The sequence below is a fragment of the Sinorhizobium sp. FG01 genome (assembly GCF_002531875.1).
Lineage (GTDB): Bacteria > Pseudomonadota > Alphaproteobacteria > Rhizobiales > Rhizobiaceae > Sinorhizobium > Sinorhizobium fredii_C.
In genome coordinates, this window is record NZ_NWTB01000002.1 from 273552 (window position 1) to 295472 (window position 21921).

The window sequence follows — 21921 nt, forward strand, 5'->3', positions numbered from 1 at the left end:
ATGCTGCGGTACATCCTCTGGCGCATCGCGGTGATGGTGCCGACCTTGCTCATCATCTCGGCACTCGTCTTCACCATCATCGAGCTGCCGCCCGGCGACTATTTCGAGAGCTACATCGCCGAGCTGAGGGCGCAGGGCGAAGGCGTCGACATGGAGCAGATCGAGTCGCTGCGCCAGCAATACGGCTTCGATCAGCCGCCGCTGCTGCGCTACGTCTATTGGGTCGGCGGCATGCTGCAGGGGGATTTCGGCTATTCCTTCGAATATGAGTTGCCGGTGAGCGAGGTTGTCGGCGACCGCCTGTGGCTGACGATCCTGGTGTCGTTCTTCACGATCATCTTCACCTGGATCATCGCCTTCCCGATCGGCATCTATGCGGCGACCAACCAATACAGCTGGGGCGATTACGGTCTCTCGCTCGTCGGCCTCATCGGCATCGCCATCCCGAACTTCATGCTGGCGCTGATCCTCATGTATTTCGCCAATATCTGGTTCGGCACCTCGATTGGCCACCTGATGGACCAGAAATACCTTTCCGAGCCGATGAGCTGGGAGAAGGCGAAGTCGATCCTCGAACACATCTGGATTCCGGTGATCATCGTCGGCGCCGCCGGCACGGCCGGGATGATCCGGCGCTTGAGGGCGAACCTGCTCGACGAATTGCAGAAGCAATATGTGGTGACCGCCCGGGCCAAAGGCCTCTCGCGGACCCGGACCCTTGTCAAATATCCGCTGCGGATGGCGCTCAACTTCTTCATCTCCGACATCGGCTCAATCCTGCCGGCGATCATTTCCGGTGCTGAAATCACCGCGATCGTGCTGTCGCTCGAGACCACCGGGCCGATGCTGATCAAGGCGCTGCAAAGTCAGGACATGTATCTCGCCGGGTCGTTCCTGATGTTCCTGGCGTTCCTCACCGTCATCGGTGTCCTGATTTCCGACCTCGCGCTCGCCGTCCTCGATCCCAGAATTCGCCTGCAAGGCAGGAGCACCAAGTGACGTCACCGATTCCTGCCCCGGGCGAACCGCTACCGCATTACGTGTCGACCGCCCCCTTCGATCCCTATTCCGTCGAGGTGATGACGGAGGAGCAGGTGCGCGTCAACCAGGCGTCGCAGCTGCGGCTGATGTGGTGGAAGTTCAAGCGGCACAAGGTTGCGCTGGCGTCCGGCATCTTCCTGGCGGTGCTCTACGGGATGATTCTCATCTGCGAGTTCCTGGCGCCCTACAATCTGCACACGCGCAACATGAATTTCATCTACGCGCCGCCGCAGCGGGTGCATTTCTTCCATGAGGGAGATTTCGTCGGCCCCTTCGTCTACGGACGGACGATGCAGCTCGACATGGATACGCTGAAGCGAAACTACACGGACAACCGGGCGGACGTCCAGCCGATCCGCTTCTTCTGCCGCGGCGACAGCTATCGCTTCTGGGGACTTTTCGAAAGCAACCTGCATCTCGTCTGCCCGGCGGAAAACGGCCAGATGTTCCTGCTCGGCAGCGACAGGCTGGGGCGCGACGTGCTGTCGCGCATCATCTACGGCGCGCGGATCTCGCTGACGATCGGCCTGCTCGGGATCACCGTCAGCTTCGTGCTGGGCATCGTCATCGGCGGCCTTGCCGGCTATCACGGCGGCGTTTTCGATCTCGTCGTGCAGCGGCTGATCGAAGTTCTCCAGTCGATACCGAGCATTCCGCTGTGGCTTTCGCTGGCGGCGATCATGCCGGCGACATGGAGCCCGATCCTCATCTATCTCGGCATCACCGTCATTCTCGGGCTTCTCGACTGGACCGGCCTGGCGCGCGCCGTCCGCTCCAAGCTGCTGGCGCTCAGGGAAGAGGACTATGTGCTTGCGGCGCAGCTGATGGGGGCGAAAAGCAGCCGCATCATCGGGCGGCATCTGGTGCCGGGCTTCATGTCGCATCTCATCGCGACAGCGACGATCTCGATTCCCGGCATGATTCTCGGCGAGACGGCGCTCAGCTTCCTCGGCCTCGGGCTGCGCCCGCCGATCACCAGCTGGGGCATCCTGCTGACCGAGGCAAAGAGTGTCAGCGTGATTGCCTTCTATCCTTGGCTGCTGTTTCCGACTATACCAGTCATTCTTGTGATATTGGCGTTCAACTTCCTGGGAGACGGGTTGCGCGACGCCGCAGATCCCTACAAATAGCCCCGGTACCGTCGCTCGATCAAAAAACAGGCGCTGCAGCGGACTTGGCGTTTCCGTATGAGAGAAAGGTTCTTCGTATGATACGGCGCTTCGAAGATGCCCGGATTCTCATGTACAGCCATGATACGTTCGGCCTGGGGCACCTCCGGCGCTGTCGCGCGATCGCGCATGCGCTCGTCGAGGACTACAGCGGCCTGCAGGTGCTGATCATTTCCGGGGCCACCATCGCCGGCGCCTTCGACTATCGGGCCCGCGTCGACTTCGTGAAGATCCCGAGCGTCATCAAGCTCAGGAATGGCGAATACACCTCCCTTGACCGCCATATCGACCTGCACGAGACGCTGAAGATGCGTCAGTCGATCATTCGCTCGACCGCCGAGACCTTCAAACCGGACATCTTCATCGTCGATAAGGAGCCGATGGGGCTGCGCGGGGAGGTCGAGGACACCTTGACCTATCTGAAGACGCACGGGACCCGCTTGGTTCTCGGCCTTCGCGAAATCATGGATGCGCCGCACCTGCTCGAGGAAGAGTGGAAGCGCCGCGACACGATGCGCAAGATCGAGCAGTTCTACGATTCGATCTGGGTCTACGGCCCGCCGGATTTCTATGACCCGCTGGTCGGGATTGACGTGCCGGCGGCGGTGCGCGACCGCATGAATTTCGTCGGCTTCCTGCAGCGAAGCGTTCCGCATGACGGATTGCCCGATCACCGGCCGGAGGGCGACTATATTCTGGTGACCACCGGGGGCGGTGGCGACGGCGCCGAGCTCATCCACAACGTCATCCACGCCTACCAGCAGGACCCGAACCTCACGCATAACGCACTTGTCGTCCTCGGCCCCTACATGCCCGCCAAGCAGCGCAACAAGCTGATCCGGAAGGGCGGCCGTATCCCGTTCATCAAGATCATCGAGTTCGACAATCGCATGGAGGAACTGGTCGCCGGCGCCCGGGCCGTCATCTCGATGGGCGGCTACAACACCTATTGCGAGATCCTCTCCTTCGACAAGCCGGCGCTGATCGTGCCGCGGCTGCAACCGCGAGAGGAGCAGTTGATCCGGGCACGCCGCGCCTCGGAGCTCGGCCTGGTCGAGATGCTGCTGCCCCACGAGGCGGAGGACCCGTTGCGCTTCGCCGCCGCGCTCAAGGCCCTGCCGCAGCGTGCGGCTCCCTCCTGCAACAGGAACGACCTGAGGCTCGAGGGCCTTGTCCACATCTCCGGCATCGTCGGAGACTGGCTCGATCACCGATCGAGGGATCACCTGAGCGTCGTCAAGCAGACAAGCTGAAATACCCGTGCCCGAAACTCGAAAGATCGCCGTTATCCTGAAGGGCTACCCACGCCTTTCCGAGACCTTCATTGCCCAGGAACTGTTGGGGCTCGAAAGGGCGGGGCACGATCTCGTGCTCGTCGCCCTCAGACGGCCGACCGACGCGAAGCGACACCCCGTCCATGACGAGATTCGGGCGCAGGTCTTCTATCTCCCGGAATATCTGCATGAGGAACCTTGGCGGGTGTTTCGCTCGCTGTTAAAGTCGCTGCCGAAAAACGGCTTCTGGCGGGCACTTCCTCCCTTCACACGCGATCTCCGCCGTGACTGGACGCGCAACCGCTTCCGCCGCTTCGGCCAGGCGCTGGTGCTCTTCGCCGAATGGCCGGCCGGGGCGCGTTGGCTTCACGCGCATTTCATCCATACGCCCGCCTCGGTGACGGCCTATGCGAGCATCATGGCCGGCGTTCCCTGGACTTGCTCGGCCCATGCCAAGGACATCTGGACTTCCGCGGACTGGGAGCTGTCGGAGAAGCTTGGTCGGGCGCGCTGGACGGTGACATGCACGCGCAGCGGCTTCGAGCATCTCAAAAGCCTGACGGCCGAGAAAACCCGGGTGCATCTGAGCTATCACGGTCTGGACCTCGATCGCTTCCCAAGCTTCGAGGGCGATCACTCCAGCCGCGACGGATATGATCCCGGCGATCCCGTGCGCATCGTCAGCGTCGGGCGGGCCGTCGCCAAGAAGGGCTACGACATTCTCCTCAAGGCGCTGTCGATGTTGCCCGCTGATCTCAATTGGCGTTTCGACCATATAGGGTCAGGCGATCTGACCAAGGATATGCGGGGACTCGCCGGTGATCTCGGCCTTGCCCATCGCGTGACCTGGCACGGCGCGCTCGATCAGAAGGACGTGCTCGCGCGCTATCGGGAGAGCGACATATTTGCACTTGCCTGCCGGGTTGCGGCCGACGGCGATCGCGACGGCTTGCCGAACGTGCTGGTCGAGGCGTCGAGCCAGCGGCTTGCCTGCGTTTCGACCCAGGTGTCCGGCATTCCCGAGCTGCTCGAGGATGACGAGAACGGTCTTGTCGTGCCGCCCGAGGAACCCCGCGCCCTCGCAGCTGCGCTCGAGCGGCTTATCCGCGACCCGGCCTTGCGCAGGAGGCTTGGCGCCGCGGCGGAAAGGCGCGTGCGGGCCGAGTTCGACCACCACTCGAGCGTCAGCCATTTGAGCGATCTTTTCGAAAGCGAATGGAGAAGGGCCCCTTGAGCAAGCGGCGCGTTTTTTTCTATGTGCAGCACCTGCTCGGTATCGGGCATCTGGCAAGGGCGAGCCGCATTGCGAAGGCGCTGCTGAAGCGCGGCTTCGACGTGACGATGGTCACCGGCGGCTTGCCGGTTCAGGGCTTTCCCGGAGAGGACATCAGGACGGTCGTCCTGCCACCGCTGACGGCGGGGGACAAGGGGTTCTCCGGTCTGACAGACGCCGAGGGCAATCCGGTGACCGCCGCGTTCCAGGAGCGTCGCAAGGATCTGCTCCTGGATGCACTCCGCCGTGCGGAACCCGACATCGTCATCATCGAGGCCTTTCCGTTCGGCCGCCGGCAGATGCGCTTCGAGCTTCTGCCGCTGCTCGACGCGATCGAAGCGATGGAACGCCGCCCGCTAGTCGCGACTTCGCTGCGCGACATTCTGCAGGAACGGACGAAGCCAGGCCGGGCCGAGGAGACGGTCGAACTGGTGAAGAAGCATTTCGACCTCGTGCTCGTCCACGGCGACCCGGCTTTTGCCCGGCTCGAGGAGACGTTTCCGCTGGCTGGCGAGATCGCCGAGCGGGTGGCCTATACCGGCCTTGTCGCCCCACCATCGCCGGGCGAGCCCGCCGAGACCTTCGACATTCTGGTTTCTGCGGGCGGCGGCGCCGTCGGCAAGGAACTGATCGGCGCTGCTCTCGGGGCTGCGAAGTTCTTGCCGCAAGAGCTCCGCTGGTGCCTGGTGACCGGCCCGAACCTGCCGCAGCCGGACTTCGACGAACTCGCCGTCTCGGCACCGGAAAATGCCAGCCTGTTTCGTTTCCGCCAGGATTTCGCAAGCCTCCTTGCCGGCGCGCGTCTCTCGGTGTCACAGGCCGGTTACAACACCGTCTGTGACATATTGCGGGCCGGATGCAGCGCGCTGCTCATTCCCTTTACCGCCGGCGGCGAAACGGAGCAGAGCACGCGGGCAACGAGACTGGAGAGGCTCGGGCTGGCCGCCGTCCTGCCCGAGGAAGGAATCACCGCGCGGCAACTCGCCCGCCGGGTGGAGGCGTCGCTTGCGCGTTCGAAACCCGATATTCCGCCGCTCGATCTCGACGGGGCCGACAATACGGCGACAATTATCGAGGAGCGTCTGAATCGGATGGAAGGCGTCAGACCGCACCGATCAGCATGAAGCGCGTATATTTCTTCATCGGCAGTGCGCCGGCGAAGTTGACCCGGGAAAGGCCGGCCTTGGCCTGAAACTCCCCGAGCGAGGCAACGCAGTTGATGTGGGTGGGCTCGCTGAAATAGTCGTTTGACTGCAAGAGCACGCGGGTGCCGGAGGGGACGAGGCCGAGCCATGCGCCAAGATCGGCGATGTGCTCGCAGCTCGTGTTGATGACGAGATCGGCCCCAAGGCCGCGATAGTCGATCTGATACATATCCGCGGTTGCGGCGTGAAAACGGGCGCCGAAGCCGGCATTCAGCGTCAGCGCCACCTGCTGGACCGCCGGATCGATGTCGAAACTGTCGATCGCGGCGATTATGAAGCGCCGATCTTCGAGCAGCATGGCCGGCAGAATGCCGTACCAGCCGCCGAGAACGGCAATCCTGCCGTAGTCGGAGCCGCCGCTCTTCAAAAGCTCCTCGCGGGCCCAGAGTTTGCAGAGAACCTGCTTGTGGTTGAAGGCATTGGCGATATTCGCTTCCGGATGCTTCGCAATGACCTTGGCTATACCGGCGACAAGCGTGCTGCCCGTGTATGCGGCGAGACCCCGCGCGAGGTCATAACCGTTTTCGAGCCAATCGTCGGATGTGCGGGGGGAGTGGCTGGCATGCGTCATGCGGCTGTTGTAAGCTCACGATCCGGCAAGCGCAAGGCGCGCAAGAACACCGCGACTGGTCGGTTGCCGAAGGAGCCGAGCAGAACGACAGGGCAGTTCGATATCCGACTGAAGAAGTCTGCTTGGCCCACCAAGCGCTTGACATGGAGCATGCCTCTGCTCTCATGGCAGGCAGTCATCGAGTTCGCGGAAGAGGCGAACGCCATTGAAGATCTGGTGGAGAAAAACCATTTGCGGCTAGCGTCCGCCTTCGGAGCGGCCCTGCGATCCCGAATTTCAGATTAGGTCTCATTACCCGCCCATGGAACCCCGTCTTTCCCGCTACATCTGGACCCATACCCGAAAGTCGCAGCTCTGGATCCTCCTGATCGTGGCGCTGTCGATGATCCCCTATTTCATGTCTTTCGACCTGCCGAAGCAGATCGTCAACGGGCCGATCCAGGGACAGGGCTTCGAGACGCCCGGAGCGACCCAGCTCTTCCTGCCGATTTCCTTCAGCCTGCCGTACTTTGGCGAGGTCAATCTGTTTTCGGGAATCGAACTTGGGCGGCAGGGGACGCTGCTGGCACTCAGTCTCGTCTTTCTCCTGCTGGTGATCATCAACGGACTCTTCAAGTTCTACATCAACACTTACAAGGGCCGGCTCGGCGAAAGGCTCCTCAGACGCATCCGTTTCGAGCTCGTCGATCGCGTCCTGCGCTTCCCGCCGCATCACTTGAAGCGCGTGAAGCCCGCGGAAATCTCGACGATGATCAAGGATGAAGTGGAGCCGATGGGCGGCTTCACCGGCGACGCTTTCGTGCAGCCTGCGCTGCTCGGCGGCCAGGCGCTGACGGCGCTGATCTTCATCCTGATCCAGAGCTTCTGGCTCGGCATCATCGCCTTTGTCATCGTCGCGATCCAGGCGATAATCATTCCGCGCATGCGCCGGCGCCTGCTGGTGCTCGGCCGCGAGCGGCAGCTGACGGCACGCGAGCTCTCCGGACGGGTCAGCGAAATCGTCGATGGCATCGGCACGATCCGCGGCCATGATACGTCCAACTACGAGCGCGCCGACATTGCCGCCCGCCTCGGCCGGATTTTCAAGATCCGCTACGACCTTTACCAGTGGAAGTTCCTGGTGAAGTTCCTGAACAACTTCCTCGCCCAGGTCACGCCTTTCCTGTTCTATTCGATCGGCGGCTATTTCGCCCTCCAGGGGCGCCTTGACATCGGCCAGCTGGTCGCGGTGATCGGTGCCTACAAGGACCTGCCGGGACCGCTGAAGGAACTGATCGATTGGGACCAGGCGCGCCAGGACGTGCAGGTCAAATACACCCAGGTCGTCGAACAGTTCAGCGTCGAGCCGCTGATCGACCCGAAGGTGCAGGAGGTTTCCCTTGCGTCGCCCCCGGTGCTCGCCGGCGCTCTTGCTGCCGTCAACCTCACTCTTGCCGACGACGGCGGCGCCAAGCTGATCGAGCATGTCTCCTTTCAGGTGCGCCCGGGCGAGACGGTGGCGGTTACGGGCGGCACGGGTGGCGGCGGAGAGGCTCTGGCCGAGGCCCTCGGCCGCCTGGCTTGGCCGGCAAGCGGCAGGATTGTCGTCGGCGACGATGACATCCATGAGCTGCCGGAGTCCGTCATCGGCCGGCGGATCTCCTATGCCTCCTCCGAGGTCTACACCTTCCAAGGCAGTCTCGGCGACAATCTGCTCTACGGTCTCAAGCATGCGCCGCTGACCGAGGTCGTCTATGAGGGCGACAAGGCGGCCCATCGCCGGTGGGAACTGCTCGAGGCGAAGCTCGCCGGCAATCCCTCGCTCGACCTCAATAGCGACTGGATCGACTATGGAGCGGCCGGAGCGACGGGGCCGGAGGATCTCTTCAACAAGGTCAGGGCGGTGCTCGACGTCGTGCTGTTGACGAACGACATTTCGGCATTGGCGGTCCGTTCGACGATCAATCCCGTCGAACATGAGGCATTCGCCCATGAAATCGTCGAAATGCGCGCAGCGCTCCGCCGGCGCCTCGAGGCCGAGAAGCTCAGCGACCTCGTCGTCTTCTTCGAGCCGGGCTCCTACAATATCGAGGCGACGGTCGGCGAAAACCTGCTCTTCGGCACGGTCACCGACAGGGCAAGGTGGGAGGAAGCGCTCGAGAATCATCCCTTCTTCAAGACGGTCCTGAAGCGGGCGGGCCTGAACGAGACCTTCTACGAGATGGGGCTGGAAATTGCCGAGAACGTCGTCGAATTGTTCCGCGACCTGCCGCCGGATCATCCGTTCTTCCAGCAGCTGACCTTCATGACCAGCGAGGAAATCCCGGGCTATGAAGCGCTTCTGCAGAAGGTCAGGGGCCGGCCGCTCGACGAGGTCTCGGAGGAGGACGCGATCCGGATCATCCGACTGTGCTTCGGCTATATCGAGCCGCGGCATCGCTTCGGCCTGCTGACTGAGGAGCTTATGCAAAAGATCGTCGAGGCGCGGCGTGAGTTCAGCGACGGACTGCCTGCCGATCTCGTCGGCGTCATCGAGCACTACCAGCCGAACCGCTACATGGCCTCGGCCACCATCCTCGACAACGTGCTTTTCGGTCGCATCGGCCACAAGCACACGGATGGATCGGACAAGATCCGGGCGATCGTTCGCGATCTCTTCGAGGCGCTCGGCCTTTACAACAAGGTGCTGGCCTTCGGTCTCGATTTCGACGTCGGCGCCGGCGGCAAGCGGCTGACCGCAGGCCAGCGGCAGAAGCTCAATCTGGCGCGCACCCTGATCCGGCTTTCGGATTTCTACATCATCAACCAGCCGCTGGCGGCGCTCGACCAGCGCACCCAGGACCAGATTACCCGCAACGTCTTCGCCTTTCTCCACGACGAAAAGCGGGATCCGGCGATCGTGTGGGTTCTCTCCAATCCGGCCCTATCGGAACTCTTCGATCGCGTCGTGCATTTCGAAAACGGCCGGCTGGTGCACGACGAATCTGTGGAAACGCCCTCAAAAGACAGCGACTATAAGGAACTGGCGTCTTGATGTAATATTAGCATAGGGTGGTAGGCGTAATTTCCCGGCCGGTCGGGAACGGGCGTCTTCGCGCCCGCGGCACATTCGGAGAAGCGGACTGATATGCTCCTAAAAGACGAAGTGGAAATGTTGCGCCGGATAACGCTCTTTTCCGGTCTGCCGCCTGCGAAACTCAAGCTACTCGCTTTCACCTCCGACCGGGTGATGTACAGCGCCGGCGAAAACCTGTTCCGCCAAGGAGATATCGGAGACGCCGCCTATGTCATCCTGTCCGGCAAGGCCGACGTACTGGTATCGACGCCGACCGGCCAGCTGAAGGTCGCCGAAGTCGAGCAGAATTCGATCGTCGGCGAGATTGCAATCCTCTGCAACACGCCGCGCACCGCAACCATCCAGACGACCACTCCGCTCGAAGCTCTGCGGATCCGCAAGGACGATTTCCTGAAGCTGCTGGCCGATTTCCCCGAGATGGCGGTTGAGATCATGCGCGTGCTCGCCGACCGTCTCAGCCAGACGACGTCCGAGCTCACCGAAGCCCGCAGCCGCGCCCAACGGGCCGAGGCGTAGGGTTCCCAGACATTTCCGATGCGTGCGCTGGTACCCGTGCGCGGATGGGCGATTATTCCGGTTCCGGTTTCGGGAATCATGCAGTAGAGAGGCGCCATGCGCGCCATAACTTATTTCGACAAGACCGTTCACTTCCCCGACAAGCCGGAAAAGAAGCGCTTTTTCGCCCGCTTGCAGGCCGGTCAATGGGAACCTGGCACCTTCCAGAACATCGCGCGCCTCGTCGACGAAAAAACCACCTTCATCGACATCGGCGGCTGGATCGGCGTCACCCCCTATTGGGCGGCGCAGATCGCCAACAATGTTATCGTCGTCGAGCCCGACCCGGTGTGCTTCGACATCCTGACACAGATGAAGGCCGGCAATGCCGGCGAGGTGGAACTCGTCAATGCCGCCCTGTCGCAGGACGAACGCTTGGTGCTCAACTCCGTCGGCGGCGGTTTCGGCAGCTCGGAGACCTCGGCGCTGATCGCCGACGACACCGGCATGGCGATCAGCGCCGAAACCGTGACGATCGAGAAGCTCCAGGCAATGGCAACGACCGAGCGCCTCTGCTTCAAGATCGATATCGAAGGCTATGAATACAAGGCGCTGGACCAGTTCCGGGCGATCGACCGCAGGCGAACGGCGGGTGTGCTCCTTGCGGTGCATCCGCAGATCCTGGCTGCCTCGCTTTCCGGTCCTGCGCTGTTTCGAGCCATCCGGACCATGGCCGCGACGGTGCGCTTGATCCGAAGCTTTCGCGGACTTCGCCTGGAGAAAAGGTCGGCGATCTTTGCGGCATTGCGCAAATCGATCGCAAGACGCGAACTCAAAGGCTTCGACCTGCTCTTCCTTCCCAAGTGAGTAAGGGACGGCGTGTCAGATTGCCGGTCGGACGCTATGGAAGATGGTCGGCGCGGCGCCGGGTATCCTGCTTAGCGCATAGACTTCATAGGCAGCCTGCGGATCGTCGCCCATGCCGAGCGAACCCACCGGCATGCCGGGCACCGCGAGCCCGGGAATGTTCGGGCGCTCGGCGAGCAACTTTCTAATCGCCTCGAGCGGCACGTGCCCCTCGATCAGATAGCCGTCGAGCACCGCCGTGTGACAGGCCGCCATGTCCGGCGGCACGGCAAAGCGCCGCTTGATCGCGGTCATGTCGCTTTCGTTATGGACTTCGACCGCGAAGCCCGCTTCCCTCATGGCTGCCGCCCAGCTTTCGCAGCAGCCGCAGCCGGGATCCTTGTAGATCACCATGCGCATGGCGCCTGCCAGCGGGGTCGGAGCGCCGAGTAGGACAACAAAGGCGCATGCCAGGGTGCCGGCCAGGAAATCTCTGCGGTGGATGGTCATCGGATCACTCCTTCCCCGCGCTGTTCATTCCAGCGCGCCGCGGATCGCATGAAATTAGACGCCCGAATGGTCAGCGTGTCGATGCACCAGATCGCCGCAGGCCGCGGACCGGCTCGCCGCCGCGGCCGAAACGCGCCGGCTTGGGCGACTTCTTCGGTTCGTTGTCTGCATCGGCAAGATCGTCGATGATCGGGCAGTCCGGCCGCGCGTCGCCGTGGCAATGGGCCGCAAGGTGTTTCAGCGTCAGACTCATCGCCTTCAGTTCCTCCGCCTTGCGCTCCAGTATCGCGACCTGATCGAGTGCGATCTTCTTCACCTCGCTGCTGGCGCGCGAACGATCGCGCCAAAGTGCCAGAAGTTCCGCCATCTGCTCGACGGTGAAGCCGAGGTCGCGGGCCCGCCGGATGAACCGCAGCGTATGGACGTCGTTGTCGCCGTAGTTGCGATAGCCGGATTGGGCCCTGTCGGCCGGCGGAATGAGGCCAATTTTCTCATAATAGCGGATCATCTTCGCCGAAACCCCCGAGGCGCGTGCGAGATCGCCGATATTCATGTCGTCATCCTTTCGACAGCCGGCAGCCAAGCCGAAATATAGGAACTTGCCGGGGCGGACGCCAATAAGGACCCGCTGCCGTTCACGCCTGCCGCTCCGAAGCTCGGAATTCCTTGAGGCGTAACGCATTGGCGACCACGAAGACGCTAGAAAGCGCCATTGCTCCGGCGGCAAAGACCGGCGAGAGCAGGACGCCATAGCCGGGATAGAGCGCGCCGGCGGCCACCGGAATCAGAACCATGTTATAGGCGAAGGCCCAGAACAGGTTTTGCTTGATGTTGCGGATCGTCGTCTTCGAAAGGGCGATCGCATTCGGCACGCCGACGAGGTCGCCGGACATCAGCACCACGTCGGCGCTCTCGATTGCGACATCGGTTCCCGTGCCGATCGCGATTCCGACATCTGCGGCGGCAAGCGCCGGCGCGTCGTTGATACCGTCGCCGACGAAGGCGACTCTTCGGCCGTCCGCCTGCAGGCGCTTGACCGCCGCGGCCTTGCCGTCCGGCAGCACCTCGGCGAGCACCTCGTCGATGCCGAGCTTGCGGGCGATCGCCTCGGCCGTTCGGCGATTGTCGCCGGTGACGATCGCGATCTTCAGGCCGAGGTCATGCAGCGCTCGGACGGCCTCTCGCGTCGTCTCCTTCAGCGGATCGGCAACCGCGATGATGGAGGCGACCCTGCCGTCGATCGCCGCATAGAGCGGGCTCTTGCCCTCGTCGCCGAGCCGGGCGGCTTCGGAGGCAAAGTGCGAGACGTCGAGGCCGAGACGTGCCATCAGCCTGTCGGCGCCAATGTGGACGTCCTTTCCGGCAACCTCGGCTCTGATGCCAAAACCCGGAATTGCCTCGAACTTTTCAGGCTCGGCCAATTCAAGGCCGGCGGCTTCGGCCGCGGAAACGATCGCTTCGGCGATCGGGTGTTCGGACCGTGCTTCGGCGGCGGCGATTAGAGCCAGGACGGTGTTGCGCTGGAAACCGGGCGCGGTCTCCAGATCGGTCAGCTCCGGCCGGCCCTCGGTCAGCGTGCCGGTCTTGTCGAGGGCGATGACCGCGGCATTGCGCAACGTCTGCAACGCTTCGCCCTTGCGAAAAAGCACGCCCATCTCGGCGGCACGGCCGGTTCCGACCATGATCGAAGTTGGCGTGGCGAGACCCATGGCACAGGGGCAGGCGATGATCAGTACCGCGACGCCGTTGACGAGCGCGAAGGTGAGGGCCGGGTCCGGCCCGAAAACGAGCCAGGTGAGGAAAGTCACCACGGCGACCGCCATCACGGCCGGCACGAACCAGCCGGTGACGCGATCGACGAGCGTCTGGATCGGCAGTTTCGCGCCTTGCGCCTGCTCGACCATCCGGATGATCTGCGCAAGAATGGTATCGGTGCCAACCTTGGTGGCACGGAAGGTGAAGGCGCCGGTCCTGTTGATCGTGCCGCCGACGACATCCGAACCCTTCGTCTTTTCCACCGGCACGGGCTCGCCGGTGATCATCGATTCGTCGACATAGGATTGGCCTTCGACGACCACGCCGTCGACGGCGACCTTCTCGCCGGGCCGCACCAGCACCATGTCGCCCACGCGCAACTCGGCAACCGGGATTTCCAGCATCTCGCCGCCGCGCCGGACGCGCGCTGTCTTGGGCTGCAGGCCCATCAAGTGCTTGATCGCCTCCGATGTGCGGCCCTTGGCGCGCGCTTCGAGGAGCCGTCCGAGCAGGATCAGTGTGACGATGACGGCTGCCGCCTCGTAGTAGACATTGGCGGTGCCGGCCGGCAGGAGCCGGGGCGCAAAGGTGGCGACGACCGAATAGCCCCAGGCGGCGGCCGTTCCGATCGCCACCAGCGAGTTCATGTCAGGTGCGGCGCGCAACAAGGCAGGCACGCCCTTGGCGAAGAAGCGGAGGCCGGGGCCGAAGAGAACGATCGTCGCCAGAGCGAACTGCAGGTACCGGCTCTCGGCCATGCCGATGCGGGTCATCACCAAATCATGGATTGCCGGAACGAAGTGCGAGCCCATCTCGAGGAGGAAGACAGGAAGCGTCAGGAGGGCGCCGGTCAGGAAGGCACGCTCAACGCGTCTCAGCTCCTGTGCGCGCCTTTCTCCCTCGCGGTCGATATCCTGATCATTGCCGCGCTGATGTGCCTCGTAGCCGACGCCGCGAACCGCTTCCACCAGCTGCTCGGTGGAGGCGAGCCCCCTTACTAGCCGGATCGAGGCCCTCTCGTTGGCAAGATTGACATTCGCCTCGACGACGCCGGGGACGGCCTTCAGCGCCTTCTCGACGCGCCCCACGCAGGAGGCGCAACTCATCCCCTCGATGCCGAGCTCAAGCGCATCTTCAACCGCCCCGTAGCCGAGATTCTCGATCGCCTTGATGATCTCGGATGGTTTCGCCGTCTCGTCGAAGCGAATGTCGGCACGATCCGTTGCCAGGTTGACGGAGGCGGAAACCACCCCCGGGACGGCGCTAATCGCCTTCTCGACGCGCGCGACGCAGGAGGCGCAGCTCATGCCCTCCACGGAAAGGCTGACGTTTTGCGTGCTTTCCACGTGCCTCGTTCCGGCGGCGTTCAGGGATGCCATGCTTATGTTCCTTGCGGTTATATCTGTCATTGAAGATGGGCCTTCCAACGGTGGGAAGGTCAAGGCGGACGCTTTGGAAAAATATTCGGGGTTTGATGATGATGATGATGACGCCGGTGCTTCGTAGGGCTGCGGCGGCCTGTCGCAAGCCCTATGACGAGCGAGAGCGCTCACCGGCTTGAGACCGGCAAATTGAAGCACGAGCTGGCGCGACCGAAGGACCAGCGGGCTCACCTTCAATGTTCGAACGGTAATGGCCGGTCACCACAGCCGGTTGACACTTATATGATAAGTGCATAGTAAGAGCGTCGACTTCAATTGCACATCGCCTATGCGGACGGGTGGCGAAACCGGGGGAATAAAGCGGTGAAAACCAGCCCTTCAAACTGCCGGGTCGGCGTCGATATCGGCGGCACCTTTACGGACATCGCCCTCGATCTGGACGGAGTTCTCCACTCCACCAAGGTACTGACCGACTACCTGGCGCCGGAGCGGGCGATCTTGAAGGGTGTAGGGGTCGTCGCCGAGATGGCCGGCATAGCGCTTTCGGACATCGATATCCTAATCCACGGCACGACGCTTGCCACCAATGCGCTCATCGAGCGGCGCGGGGCTAAGACGGCGCTGGTGACGACGGAAGGGTTCCGCGATGTGCTGGAGATGCGCACGGAGAACCGCTTCGAGCAATACGATCTCAACATCTCGCTGCCGCCGGCGCTGATTGCCCGCGCGGATCGTTTCGTCGTGCGCGAGCGGATCGCCGCGTCGGGCAAAGTTCTTCTGCAGCTGGATGAAGCATCCGTCGCGGCAGTCATCGAGAAGATCGCCGCGGGCGGTTACGAGAGTGTCGCCATCGGGTTCATCCATGCCTATGCCAACGGCGCGCATGAGGTTGCGGTGCGTGAGGCCATGCTCGAGCGGCTGCCGCATGTCTCCGTCTCGATTTCCTCCGAAGTTTCCCCGCAAATGCGCGAGTTCGAGCGCTTCAACACGGTCTGCGCCAATGCCTATGTGAAACCGGCGATCAAATCCTATCTCGACCGGCTCGTCGTGTCGCTGAAGGAGATCGGCGTCGGCTGCCCGGTCTTCATGATCCATTCGGGCGGCGGCATCGTCTCGGTGGAAAGCGCGTCGGAGTTCCCGGTGCGGCTGGTGGAATCCGGTCCCGCGGGCGGGGCGATCTTCGCGGCAGACATTGCCCGGCGTCATGGTCTCGACACGGTGCTCTCCTTCGACATGGGCGGCACCACCGCCAAGATCTGCCTAATCGAGAACCAGGTGCCGAAGACAGCCAAGACCTTCGAGGTCGCCCGCACCTACCGCTTCCGCAAGGGCTCCGGCATGCCGATCTCGATTCCGGTGGTCGAGATGGTCGAGATCGGTGCGGGCGGCGGTTCGATCGCCAGTGTCGACGGCATGCGCCAGATCCGTGTCGGACCGCACTCCGCCGCTTCAGAGCCGGGCCCGGCCTGCTACCAGCGCGGCGGCAAGAACCCGACCGTGACGGATGCCGACCTGATCCTCGGCAAGCTCGATCCGGAGAACTTTGCCGGCGGCGCCATCCCGCTCTCCATCGATGCGAGCCGCAAGGCGATGAGCGACGATATCGGCTCTGTTCTCGCGCTCGATCCGGAAGCTGCCGCCTACGGCACCTGCGAGATGGTGGACGAGAACATGGCCAATGCCGGCCGCGTCCATACGGTCGAGAACGGCAAGAACATCGCCGACTTCACGATGATCACCTTCGGCGGCGCCGGACCGCTGCATGCGGCGCGTCTCTGCGAGAAGATGGGGATTACCACCTTCCTCGTCCCGCCGGGCGCCGGCGTCGGCTCGGCGATCGGCTTTTTGAAGGCACCCTTCGGCTATGAGTCCGTGCGCAGCGCCGTCTTCAACCTTACGAAATTCGATCATGCGGCGGCGAACCGGCTTATGGAAGCGATGCTGGCCGAGGCCGTCGGCTTCGTCGAAGGCGGGCTCGACATGGGCCAGCCGGTGATCGAACGCATGCTTTTCATGCGCTACGCCGGGCAGGGCTGGGACATTCCCGTTCCGCTGCAGTCCCCCCGCTTCGACTCCGACAGTGCCAAGACGATCGCTGCGCTGTTCGAGACTGAATACGGGCGCTTCTTCGGCCGCGCCATCGAAGGCCTCGATATCGAGATCGTCAGCTGGTCGGTCAAGGCGAGCTCGCCGCTGCCGCCGGTCGCCCGGGTTGCCGCCGTTGCTGAAGGCGAGGCCGTCAGGCCCGCCAAGACGCGCCGGCTGTTCGAAGCAGCTCAAGGGACCTATCTCGAAGCGGGTATTCATGAACGGACGCACCTGAAGCCCGGCGACGTCGTCAGAGGTCCGGCCGTTATCGTGGAGCGAGAGACCTCGACGGTTCTGACCTCCGCCTTCAGGGCCATCGTTCAGAACGACGGCTGCCTGCTCGTATCACGGCTTTGAGGATATTCCCATGAACCAATCGATGATCGATATCCACATGCAGGTCATGTGGAACCGCCTGATCTCCGTCGTCGAGGAGCAGGCGCAGACGCTGATCCGCACGGCCTTCTCCACCTCCGTCCGCGAGGCAGGCGATCTTTCCGCCGGCGTGTTCGACCTCGAAGGGCGCATGCTGGCGCAGGCCGTCACCGGCACGCCGGGCCACGTCAACGCCATGGCGGAATCCGTTGCGCACTTCATCCGCGACATCGGCCCGGAGAACATCTTCGAAGGCGACGTCTACATCACCAACGATCCATGGAAGGGCACCGGTCACCTGCACGACATCACGGTCGTCACGCCTTCCTTCCATCACGGCAAGCTCGTCGGCTACTTCGCCTCGACCGCCCATGTCGTCGATGTCGGCGGCCGCGGCTTCGGCCCGGATGCGCGTGAGGTCTACGAGGAAGGCATCTTCATCCCGATCATGAAGTTCTTCGAGCGCGGTGAACTGAACCGTACGCTCATCCATATCGTGCGCAACAACGTCCGAGAAAGCGACAAGGTGGTCGGCGACTTCCATGCGCTTGCAGCTTGCAACGAGACCGGCCACCGTCGCCTCATCGACATGCTGACGGAATTCAACCTCGAAGATCTGTCGATGATCGGCGGCTTCATCCTGACGAACAGCCGCGAGGCGACGCTCGATCGGTTGAAGGACCTGCCGCACGGCTCCTGGGAGTACAGCCTCGATCTCGATGGCTACGATGAACCGGTGCACCTTGCCGCAAAGCTCACCATCAGCCCCGAGGGCGTGGCGGTCGATTTCGACGGTACCTCCGGCACGAGCAAGTTCGGCATCAACGTGCCGCTTGTCTATGCGAAGGCCTATGCCTGCTACGGCATCAAATGCGTCGTTGCCCCGGAAATCCCGAACAACGCCGCCTCGCTTGCGCCGTTCGACGTCGTCGCGCCGGAAGGCTGCATCCTCAACGCCAAACGTCCGGCGCCGGTCGCGGTGCGCCACGTGCTCGGCCATTTCGTCCCGGATCTGGTGCTCGGCGCGCTGCATCAGGCGCTGCCTGGTCAGGTGCCGGCCGAAGGCGCGAGCGCGCTCTGGAACCTGCATATGAGCGTGCGCCCAGTCTCCGATCAAATCGGCGGCAAGGGCGCGGAGATCCTGATGTTCAATTCCGGCGGTTCCGGCGCACGCGCTTCGCTCGACGGGCTGAACGCCACTGCTTTCCCCAGCGGCGTCCATACTATGCCGATCGAGGCGACGGAGAATGTCGGCCCGGTCATCGTCTGGCGCAAGGAGTTACGCGAAGGATCCGGCGGCGCCGGTGCACAGCGCGGCGGCCTCGGCCAGATGATCGAGATCGAGGCGGCCGAGGGCTATTCTTTCCGCTTCTCCGCCATGTTCGACCGTCTCGGTCATCCGGCGCGCGGCCGCGACGGGGGCAGGGACGGGGCGGCCGGTTTCGTGACGCTCGACGATGGAACGGTGCTGAAGGGCAAGGGATTGCAATTCGTGCCTGAGGGAAGAAGGCTCGTGCTCGCGCTTCCGGGCGGCGGAGGCTACGGCGATCCGGCGGAGCGCCCTGCGGATGCTGTCGCCCATGACGTCAGGCACGGCTACATCACCGAAGATCAGGCCATGCTCTACGGCAAGGCGGAAGGGAAGGCATGAACATGATGACGTTCGAAAGCAGCCGAGCCGCGACGATCAAGTCCTCGCCGTCGATGGCGATTTCTCTTGCCGCCAAGGCAATGCGGGCCCAGGGCGAGCATGTGGTCGACCTCTCGCTCGGCGAGCCGGATTTCGACACGCCGGCGCATGTCGTCGCGGCGGCGGCCGACGCGATGAAGCGCGGGATCACCCGCTATACGGCCCCGGACGGCCTGCCCGAACTGCGCGAGGCGATCGTCGCCAAGTTCAGGCGCGAGAACGATCTCGACTACGCCATGGACGAGATCTCGATCGGCAACGGCGCCAAGCAGATACTCTTCAATGCCTTCCTCGGAACGCTTGAGCCGGGCGACGAGGTGGTGGTTCCGGCGCCCTACTGGGTCTCCTATACGGATATTGTGATCCTGCACGGCGGTTTACCTGTCGTCGTGCCCTGCGGCGTCGAGGATGCCTTCAAGATTACACCTGAACGCTTCGAAGCGGCGATTACGCCCAAAACGCGTTGGTTCCTGTTTAACTCACCCTCCAACCCGACCGGTGCGATCTATACCGCCGACGAGCTGAAAGCCCTTGGCGAAGTGCTGGCACGCCACCCGCGCGTCGCCATCATGTCGGACGAGATTTACGAGCGCATCGTCTGCGGTGACGTGCCCTTCACCTCATTCGCGAATGCATGCCCCGAACTGCGCAATCGCACGCTCCTGATCAACGGCGTGTCAAAGGCCTATGCGATGACCGGCTGGCGGCTCGGCTATGCGGCAGGGCCGAAGGAACTGACGAAGGTGTTGAACAAACTCCAGTCACAGAGCACCACCTGTCCGTCTTCGATCACCCAGGTTGCCGCCGCGGCTGCGCTGAACGGCCCGCAGGATTTCGTGACGAAAGCTGTGGCGGAATACAAGGCGCGCGGTGAAATGGTGACGCAAGGTATCGGCGCGATTGCCGGTCTTGAAGTACGCGCCCCGGAAGGCGCATTCTATCTGTTTCCGAAATGCGCCGCCTATATCGGCAAGACCGCGCCGGACGGAGCGACAATCGCCAGTGACACTGATCTGGCGTCGTACCTCCTGAAGGAGGGAAAGGTCGCGACCGTGCCGGGTTCAGCTTTCGGCGTAGAGCCCTATATTCGCCTGTCCTTCGCAACATCGCGCGAAAACCTCGCTTTGGCCATCGAGCGAACCGCCGGTGCCCTAGCTAGACTTCGCTAATCAGGATCAAGTCTCGTGACCGATTATCAGCGCACGCTTCTCACCGGCGCCGCCGGCGCTCTTGGAACACAGCTTCGCAAATCCGGTACCAGGCTCGGCAAGATCGTTCGGCTCTCGGCCCGACAGGCGTGCCAGAACCTGGCGCCGCACGAAGAGGATTCCCCGGCGGACCTCGCCGATTTCGATGCCGTTTCCCATGCAGTGAAAGGCTGCGACGCGATCGTCCATATGGGCGGACAGGGACTCGAAGCGCCGTGGAAGACCATTCTGGACGCCAATATCGTCGGCAGCTACAACATTTACGAGGCGGCCCGCCAGCATGGCGTCAAGCGCATCGTCTATGCCAGCTCGGTCCATGCCATCGGTTTCTACGAGCGGACCGAGACCATCGACGGCAACGTGCCGACCCGGCCCGACAGTCTCTACGGCGTGTCGAAGACCTTCGTCGAAAACCTCGCCCGCTATTATTTCGACAAGTTCGGCCTCGAAACGGTAAGCCTGCGCATCGGCTCGTCCTTTCCGGAGCCCACAGATCGCCGACATCTGATCACCTGGCTCTCCTACCGCGATTGCCGCCAACTCGTTGAAAAGAGCCTGTCGGCCGAACGCGTCGGCTTCATGGTCGCCTACGGCATGTCCAACAACAGCCGCGCCTTTTGGGACAACCGCACCGCCGCTTCTCTCGGCTACAAGCCGGAGGACAGTGCTGACGACTATGCGGAAAGGGTGTTCGCCAAGACGGAGCAGGGGGATCCGAACGATCCGGCCGTGCGCTTCCAAGGCGGCAGCTTCTGTGCGGCCGGCCACTTCGAAGACGAGAACAAGTGATGCGGGCTGCCAGGACCTCCTATGACCTCGTCATCGTCGGTGGTGCCGTCGTCGGCAGCTCGACCGCCTACTTCCTGGCGACCAATCCGGACTTCACCGGTTCCGTCCTGGTGATCGAGAAGGATTGGACCTATCAACGATGCGCGACGGCGCTCTCGTCCAGTTCGATCCGACATCAGTTCTCGAACGCCATTAACGTCAAGGTCTCCCAGTTCGGCACGGAGTTCATCCGCAACTTCAAGGAGAACGTCGCCGTCGACGACGATACGCCGGAGATTGGCTTTCACGAGGCGGGCTATCTCTTCCTTGCGGGCGACGAACGAGGCGCTGAAGTTCTGCGCCGCAATCACGAAACGCAGGTCTCCTGCGGCGCCGAAGTGACGCTGCTCGAGGTCGAAGGTCTCGCGAAACGCTTCCCCTGGCTCAACCTCGAAGGGCTGGTGCTCGGCAGCACCGGCGAGCGTGGCGAAGGCTGGTTCGACAGCGTCGGCTTGATGCAGGGTTTCCGCAAGAAGGCCCGTTCGCTCGGCGTCGAATACATCGAAGACGAGGTTGTGGCGGTCAACCGCGAGGGCGACCGCGTCGTTTCCGTGACGACAAAGGGCGGCCAGACGATCGGCTGCGGGACGGTGGTCAACACCTCCGGCACCAACGGCAGACACGTCGCCCGCATGGCCGGTCTCGACATCCCCGTCGAGTCGCGCCGGCGCTCGCTCTTCGTCGTCGATTGCCGCACGTCCCTTGAAGGCAAGGTCGGACTGACCATCGATCCGACGGGAGTCTTTTTCCGTCCGGAGGGCAAGTTCTATCTGATGGGCACCTATCCCAAGCACGATCCGGAGGTCGATCCGAACGATTTCGAAGTGATGCATGACGAATTCGAGGAGGAGATCTGGCCGACGCTGGCGAATCGCGTGCCTGCCTTCGAGGCGATCAAGGTCGTCAATTCCTGGGCCGGCCACTACGACTACTGCACGCTCGACCACAACGTCGTCCTCGGCCCGCATACGGAGGTGAAGAACTTTCTCTTCGCCAACGGCTTTTCCGGCCATGGGCTGCAGCAGTCGCCGGCCATGGGGCGTGGGCTTTCCGAAATCATTACCTATGGAGGCTTCCGCACGCTCGACCTTGCGCCCTTTGGCTACGAACGGGTTGTGGCGAACCGTCCTTTCCTCGAAGACGCCGTCATCTGACC

Annotated in this window: 19 protein-coding genes; 15 read left to right on the top strand and 4 right to left on the bottom strand. The window is 62.9% G+C overall.

All coding sequences use genetic code 11. The features are described 5' to 3' along the window. The 5 genes from CO656_RS01395 (at position 1) to CO656_RS01415 (ending at position 5881) form a co-directional block, all read left to right on the top strand. Positions 1 to 999: an ABC transporter permease gene (locus tag CO656_RS01395; RefSeq protein ID WP_037384592.1), complete on the top strand. Its 999-nt coding sequence runs from the start codon at positions 1 to 3 to the stop codon at positions 997 to 999. Further along, a complete protein-coding gene (locus CO656_RS01400; RefSeq protein WP_037416868.1) occupies positions 996 to 2171 on the top strand; it encodes an ABC transporter permease in 1176 nt (391 codons plus the stop codon). Before CO656_RS01395 ends, CO656_RS01400 begins: the two co-directional genes overlap by 4 nt. Before the next feature lie 77 nt (positions 2172 to 2248). Then, entirely contained in the window at positions 2249 to 3463 is a 1215-nt protein-coding gene (locus tag CO656_RS01405) for a glycosyltransferase family protein (protein ID WP_097524538.1), read from the top strand. Between the two features lie 7 nt (positions 3464 to 3470). After that, positions 3471 to 4718 carry a glycosyltransferase family 4 protein gene (locus CO656_RS01410; protein WP_097524539.1) on the top strand — a complete coding sequence of 416 codons (1248 nt, stop codon included), beginning with the start codon at positions 3471 to 3473 and terminating at the stop codon, positions 4716 to 4718. Continuing rightward, the gene (locus CO656_RS01415; RefSeq protein ID WP_097524540.1) at positions 4700 to 5881 is read left to right on the top strand and encodes a glycosyltransferase; all 1182 of its coding nucleotides are present in this window, start codon (positions 4700 to 4702) and stop codon (positions 5879 to 5881) included. Before CO656_RS01410 ends, CO656_RS01415 begins: the two co-directional genes overlap by 19 nt. On the opposite strand, the gene CO656_RS01420 is transcribed toward CO656_RS01415, so the two are convergent. Next, complete coding sequence (locus tag CO656_RS01420; RefSeq protein ID WP_037416881.1) at positions 5859 to 6533, bottom strand: hypothetical protein; 675 nt, start codon at positions 6531 to 6533, stop codon at positions 5859 to 5861. The genes CO656_RS01415 and CO656_RS01420 overlap by 23 nt on opposite strands. Between CO656_RS01420 and CO656_RS01425 the strand changes: the two genes are divergently transcribed. The 4 genes from CO656_RS01425 (at position 6525) to CO656_RS01440 (ending at position 10950) form a co-directional block, all read left to right on the top strand. Continuing rightward, positions 6525 to 6818 (top strand): hypothetical protein, encoded by a 294-nt coding sequence (locus CO656_RS01425; protein ID WP_037416884.1) that lies wholly within the window; start codon positions 6525 to 6527, stop codon positions 6816 to 6818. The two genes, CO656_RS01420 and CO656_RS01425, sit on opposite strands and share 9 nt — an antisense overlap. A 16-nt stretch (positions 6819 to 6834) precedes the next feature. Next, positions 6835 to 9546, top strand: coding sequence for an ABC transporter ATP-binding protein (locus CO656_RS01430; RefSeq protein ID WP_097524541.1), 2712 nt, complete (start codon positions 6835 to 6837; stop codon positions 9544 to 9546). A 93-nt stretch (positions 9547 to 9639) separates the two neighbouring features. Continuing rightward, positions 9640 to 10104, top strand: a complete 465-nt coding sequence (locus tag CO656_RS01435; RefSeq protein ID WP_037416890.1) for a Crp/Fnr family transcriptional regulator — start codon at positions 9640 to 9642, stop codon at positions 10102 to 10104. Positions 10105 to 10200: 96 nt separating this feature from the next. Further along, on the top strand, positions 10201 to 10950 hold the full coding sequence (locus tag CO656_RS01440) for an FkbM family methyltransferase (RefSeq protein WP_097524542.1): 750 nt from the start codon (positions 10201 to 10203) through the stop codon (positions 10948 to 10950). A gap of 15 nt (positions 10951 to 10965) precedes the next feature. Here CO656_RS01440 and CO656_RS01445 read toward each other — a convergent pair whose 3' ends face one another. From CO656_RS01445 to CO656_RS01455, 3 genes are all read right to left on the bottom strand, one after another. Further along, entirely contained in the window at positions 10966 to 11439 is a 474-nt protein-coding gene (locus CO656_RS01445) for a DUF411 domain-containing protein (protein WP_097524543.1), read from the bottom strand. A 70-nt stretch (positions 11440 to 11509) separates the two neighbouring features. Continuing rightward, entirely contained in the window at positions 11510 to 11992 is a 483-nt protein-coding gene (gene cueR, locus CO656_RS01450; protein ID WP_097524544.1) for a Cu(I)-responsive transcriptional regulator, read from the bottom strand. An 82-nt stretch (positions 11993 to 12074) separates the two neighbouring features. Next, positions 12075 to 14573, bottom strand: coding sequence for a heavy metal translocating P-type ATPase (locus CO656_RS01455; RefSeq protein WP_097524545.1), 2499 nt, complete (start codon positions 14571 to 14573; stop codon positions 12075 to 12077). Between the two features lie 4 nt (positions 14574 to 14577). Between CO656_RS01455 and CO656_RS31200 the strand changes: the two genes are divergently transcribed. The 6 genes from CO656_RS31200 to CO656_RS01480 all read left to right on the top strand — a co-directional run bounded on the left by CO656_RS31200 (position 14578) and on the right by CO656_RS01480 (position 21919). After that, the gene (locus tag CO656_RS31200; protein ID WP_272938879.1) at positions 14578 to 14700 is read left to right on the top strand and encodes a hypothetical protein; all 123 of its coding nucleotides are present in this window, start codon (positions 14578 to 14580) and stop codon (positions 14698 to 14700) included. A 239-nt stretch (positions 14701 to 14939) separates the two neighbouring features. Then, the gene (locus CO656_RS01460) at positions 14940 to 17021 is read left to right on the top strand and encodes a hydantoinase/oxoprolinase family protein (protein ID WP_097524546.1); all 2082 of its coding nucleotides are present in this window, start codon (positions 14940 to 14942) and stop codon (positions 17019 to 17021) included. Positions 17022 to 17031: 10 nt separating this feature from the next. Continuing rightward, positions 17032 to 18690 (top strand): hydantoinase B/oxoprolinase family protein, encoded by a 1659-nt coding sequence (locus CO656_RS01465; protein WP_097524547.1) that lies wholly within the window; start codon positions 17032 to 17034, stop codon positions 18688 to 18690. Then, complete coding sequence (locus CO656_RS01470) at positions 18687 to 19898, top strand: pyridoxal phosphate-dependent aminotransferase (protein ID WP_179864676.1); 1212 nt, start codon at positions 18687 to 18689, stop codon at positions 19896 to 19898. Before CO656_RS01465 ends, CO656_RS01470 begins: the two co-directional genes overlap by 4 nt. A 15-nt stretch (positions 19899 to 19913) precedes the next feature. Continuing rightward, on the top strand, positions 19914 to 20726 hold the full coding sequence (locus tag CO656_RS01475) for an NAD(P)-dependent oxidoreductase (protein WP_037416913.1): 813 nt from the start codon (positions 19914 to 19916) through the stop codon (positions 20724 to 20726). Further along, a complete protein-coding gene (locus CO656_RS01480; protein WP_097524548.1) occupies positions 20726 to 21919 on the top strand; it encodes an FAD-binding oxidoreductase in 1194 nt (397 codons plus the stop codon). Before CO656_RS01475 ends, CO656_RS01480 begins: the two co-directional genes overlap by 1 nt. Positions 21920 to 21921 lie beyond the last annotated feature (2 nt).